The sequence below is a fragment of the Hominimerdicola alba 8 genome (assembly GCF_000178155.2).
GTDB lineage: Bacteria > Bacillota > Clostridia > Oscillospirales > Ruminococcaceae > Hominimerdicola > Hominimerdicola alba_C.
On sequence record NZ_ADKM02000013.1, the window covers coordinates 1 to 5,011 of the forward strand.

Genomic DNA, 5,011 nt, shown 5'->3' on the forward strand with positions numbered 1-5,011 from the left:
GGTGCCATTAGAATAATGGCACCTAAATATTCACATTAGGCGGATTAGTTGGGATACCGCCATACCCTACGGCATAAAAAGCCTTATCTTAGAACTCTGATGAATATTGATAAACTAATAAATCAATGCGTTTAAAAATAAGCCTCTGATGAATATTGATAAACTAACAGCAGTTTTCTAAGTTTGGCTTTATTATATCACATATCATCATTTTTGTCAACACTTTGGGAGGAAAAATCATGGGAAATTATTACCTTGGTCTGGATGTCGGTATCGGCTCAATAGGTTGGGCAGTTATCAACATTGAAAAGAAACGCATAGAAGACTTTAATGTGCGAATTTTTAAATCTGGTGAGATCCAAGAGAAGAATAGGAATTCGCGTGCTAGTCAACAATGCAGAAGAAGTAGGGGATTACGCAGACTATATCGAAGAAAAAGTCATCGAAAACTGCGTTTGAAAAACTATCTGAGTATAATAGGTCTGACTACTTCTGAAAAAATCGATTATTATTATGAAACTGCGGATAATAATGTTATACAGCTGAGAAACAAGGGCTTATCAGAAAAACTGACACCTGAAGAAATAGCAGCTTGTCTTATACATATATGCAATAACAGAGGTTATAAGGATTTTTATGAAGTAAACGTTGAGGATATAGAAGATCCTGATGAAAGAAATGAATATAAGGAAGAACACGATTCTATAGTTTTAATAAGCAATTTGATGAATGAGGGTGGATATTGCACTCCTGCTGAAATGATATGTAATTGCAGAGAATTTGATGAACCAAATTCTGTATACAGAAAGTTTCATAATTCTGCAGCATCTAAAAATCACTATTTGATAACAAGACATATGTTAGTGAAAGAAGTCGACCTTATTCTTGAAAATCAAAGCAAGTACTATGGTATCCTTGATGATAAGACAATAGCTAAAATCAAAGATATCATTTTTGCTCAAAGAGATTTTGAGATAGGACCTGGTAAAAATGAGAGATTCCGCAGATTTACGGGGTATCTTGATAGTATAGGAAAATGCCAATTCTTTAAAGATCAGGAAAGAGGCAGTAGATTTACTGTTATTGCAGATATATATGCTTTTGTGAACGTGCTGTCACAGTATACATATACAAATAACAGAGGAGAATCTGTGTTTGATACATCATTTGCTAATGATCTTATAAATAGCGCACTTAAAAATGGTTCTATGGACAAACGAGAGCTGAAAGCTATTGCAAAATCCTATCATATTGATATTAGTGATAAAAACAGTGATACATCGCTAACAAAATGCTTTAAATACATTAAGGTCGTCAAACCTCTATTTGAAAAATATGGGTATGACTGGGATAAGCTGATAGAGAATTATACTGATACAGATAATAATGTCCTTAACAGGATAGGAATAGTTCTTTCTCAGGCGCAGACACCAAAACGAAGAAGAGAAAAACTTAAAGCGTTGAACATTGGACTCGACGATGGCTTGATAAACGAGCTGACTAAGTTGAAATTATCCGGTACTGCCAATGTGTCTTACAAATATATGCAGGGAAGTATTGAAGCTTTTTGTGAAGGCGATCTATACGGAAAATACCAGGCAAAATTCAACAAAGAGATTCCTGATATAGACGAGAATGCTAAACCCCAAAAACTGCCGCCTTTTAAAAACGAAGATGACTGTGAGTTCTTTAAAAATCCTGTTGTATTTAGGTCAATAAATGAAACTAGGAAACTGATAAATGCAATAATTGACAAATATGGATATCCGGCAGCTGTAAATATTGAAACAGCCGATGAGTTGAACAAAACTTTTGAAGATCGAGCAATAGATACCAAGAGAAATAATGATAACCAAAAAGAAAATGACAGGATAGTAAAGGAGATCATTGAGTGCATCAAATGTGATGAAGTACACGCACGTCATCTGATAGAGAAGTATAAACTATGGGAAGCGCAGGAAGGCAAATGTTTGTATTCCGGCGAAACTATAACTAAAGAGGATATGCTCAGAGATAAAGACAAACTATTTGAGGTAGATCATATTGTACCATATTCTCTGATACTGGATAATACTATAAATAACAAGGCACTCGTTTATGCAGAAGAGAATCAGAAAAAAGGTCAGCGTACACCATTGATGTATATGAATGAAGCTCAGGCTGCAGATTATCGCGTAAGAGTTAATACTATGTTCAAAAGTAAAAAGTGCAGCAAAAAGAAGTATCAATATCTTATGTTACCTGACCTGAATGATCAGGAACTATTGGGTGGATGGAGGAGCCGTAATCTCAATGATACAAGATATATTTGCAAATACTTAGTGAACTATCTTAGAAAAAATCTCAGGTTTGACAGATCTTACGAATCAAGTGATGAGGATGATTTAAAGATAAGAGATCATTACAGAGTTTTTCCTGTCAAGAGCAGATTTACTTCTATGTTCAGGAGATGGTGGCTCAATGAGAAAACATGGGGCAGATATGATAAAGCAGAACTAAAAAAGCTGACGTATTTAGACCATGCCGCAGATGCTATCATTATTGCAAACTGTCGTCCAGAATATGTGGTGCTGGCGGGAGAAAAGCTTAAACTGAATAAGATGTATCATCAGGCTGGTAAGAGGATAACGCCAGAGTATGAACAGAGCAAAAAGGCTTGTATTGATAATTTATATAAGCTTTTCCGAATGGACAGACGTACTGCAGAAAAACTGCTATCAGGCCATGGAAGGCTCACACCGATAATACCAAATCTAAGTGAGGAAGTTGATAAACGTCTTTGGGATAAAAATATCTATGAGCAGTTCTGGAAAGATGATAAAGATAAAAAAAGCTGCGAAGAACTGTATCGTGAAAATGTTGCATCGCTATACAAGGGAGATCCCAAATTCGCATCATCACTAAGTATGCCTGTTATCTCGCTAAAGCCTGATCATAAGTACAGAGGAACAATAACTGGTGAAGAGGCAATTAGGGTAAAAGAGATAGATGGTAAACTGATTAAGTTGAAAAGAAAGTCAATATCGGAAATAACTGCGGAGAGTATAAATAGTATCTATACTGATGACAAAATACTTATAGATTCATTGAAAACAATTTTTGAGCAAGCAGACTATAAAGATGTGGGAGATTATCTGAAAAAGACTAATCAGCATTTCTTTACTACAAGTAGCGGCAAACGTGTAAATAAGGTCACTGTTATAGAAAAAGTACCTTCAAGATGGCTGAGGAAGGAAATAGATGATAACAACTTCTCACTGCTTAACGACAGTAGTTATTACTGCATAGAGCTTTACAAGGACAGCAAAGGTGATAATAATCTGCAGGGTATTGCTATGAGCGATATAGTTCATGACAGGAAAACTAAAAAGCTCTATCTTAAACCAGATTTTAATTATCCGGATGATTATTATACTCATGTAATGTATATTTTCCCAGGGGATTATTTAAGGATAAAATCAACAAGTAAAAAGTCAGGGGAACAGTTGAAATTTGAAGGCTATTTTATATCTGTAAAAAATGTAAACGAGAACAGTTTCAGGTTTATTTCTGATAATAAACCTTGTGCTAAAGATAAGAGAGTATCTATTACTAAAAAGGATATCGTAATTAAATTAGCAGTAGACTTGATGGGAAAAGTACAAGGCGAAAACAACGGAAAGGGGATATCATGTGGAGAACCGTTATCGTTACTAAAGGAGAAAAACTAACACTCCGAGATAATTGGCTCGTAGTGTATTCGGATAATAATGAACAGTGTGTTCCGCTTGGTGATATATACTCTGTTGTTATAGATAACAGAGCCGCTTTGGTAAGTGTCAGCCTTATGGCTGCACTTGCCGAGGCAAATATCCATGTGATATTCTGTGACAGCAAGCATACACCCACTGCGCTAATGCTGCCTATGAATACACACTATAAACCATTTGGTGTTATTAAACGTCAGTTGGGACTATCAGACGAGTTCAAGGCAGTGCTATGGCAGCGGATAGTTAAGCAAAAACTGACGAATCAAATAATATGTCTTAAGCTTGCAGGAATCAATACTGATGAGATAAAACCTATTGAAGAAATGATAAGTGAGGTACTACCAAATGATAAGACAAACCGAGAAGCAGCTGCTGCCAAACGCTATTTCATAGCATTATTCGGAAATTCTTTCAGAAGGATAAAAGATGATGTCACTAATGCCGCACTGAACTATGGTTATGCTATCATTCGCTCTGCGGTAGCCAAAACACTTGTGGCATACGGATACAACTGTGTTCTGGGGATACATCATATAAATGAACAGAACGCATATAACCTTGCTGATGATATGATGGAACCACTCCGTCCATTGGTTGATCTGTGGGTAGATAACTCCCGTGATGATCTGTTTGAAGAACTCACCAAAACAAACAGGCGAGATCTTGTTGATCTTGTAAATGTTCCGATCAAAATGGGTAAAAAGAAAACGAGGGTCAGATATGCAATCGATAAATATATCTCAAGCCTGACAAGTGCAATAGAGAAAAACGATCCGGGACTACTGCAACTGCCCACCCTTATACAGATAGATGAAATGTTCGAGGATGATGAGGATGGTTAACAGGTTTATGAGAATAATGGTGTTCTTTGATCTTCCGGTTACAACTAAAAATGACAGGAAAGAGTATGCTAAATTCAGAAAATTTCTTATAAATGATGGATTTATAATGATACAGTTTTCTGTGTATTCAAGAACTGTCAGAAATCATGATGATGCAAAAAAGCATTGCAAAACGATCGAAGCAAATCTTCCTCCGAAAGGATCGGTAAGAGTTCTTACGGTCACAGAGAAACAATATGATTCAATGAAACTCCTTGTTGGAGAAAGGCTAAAATCGGAAAATCTTCTTGACAAAAATGATATAATTGAGTTATAATATATGTAACACATAATATAGTGATGGGCATGTTTTATAATGCAACACTCACAACTATCAAATACCGATGATCGCTGTATATTGTTTTTAATGACGAAATCATC

Annotated in this window: 3 protein-coding genes; all 3 read left to right on the plus strand. The window is 35.8% G+C overall.

All coding sequences use genetic code 11. The features are described 5' to 3' along the window. Window positions 1–239 precede the first annotated feature (239 nt). The 3 genes from cas9 to cas2 are packed head-to-tail and all read left to right on the plus strand — an operon-like array spanning window position 240 to window position 4,907. Window positions 240–3,710 carry a type II CRISPR RNA-guided endonuclease Cas9 gene (cas9, locus tag CUS_RS00730; RefSeq protein WP_002846926.1) on the plus strand — a complete coding sequence of 1,157 codons (3,471 nt, stop codon included), beginning with the start codon at window positions 240–242 and terminating at the stop codon, window positions 3,708–3,710. Continuing rightward, window positions 3,671–4,591, plus strand: coding sequence for a type II CRISPR-associated endonuclease Cas1 (gene cas1 / locus CUS_RS00735; RefSeq protein WP_002846927.1), 921 nt, complete (start codon window positions 3,671–3,673; stop codon window positions 4,589–4,591). Before cas9 ends, cas1 begins: the two co-directional genes overlap by 40 nt. Further along, entirely contained in the window at window positions 4,584–4,907 is a 324-nt protein-coding gene (cas2, locus tag CUS_RS00740) for a CRISPR-associated endonuclease Cas2 (RefSeq protein ID WP_037275907.1), read from the plus strand. The genes cas1 and cas2 overlap by 8 nt, the downstream gene beginning before the upstream one ends. The last annotated feature ends 104 nt before the right edge of the window (window positions 4,908–5,011 follow it).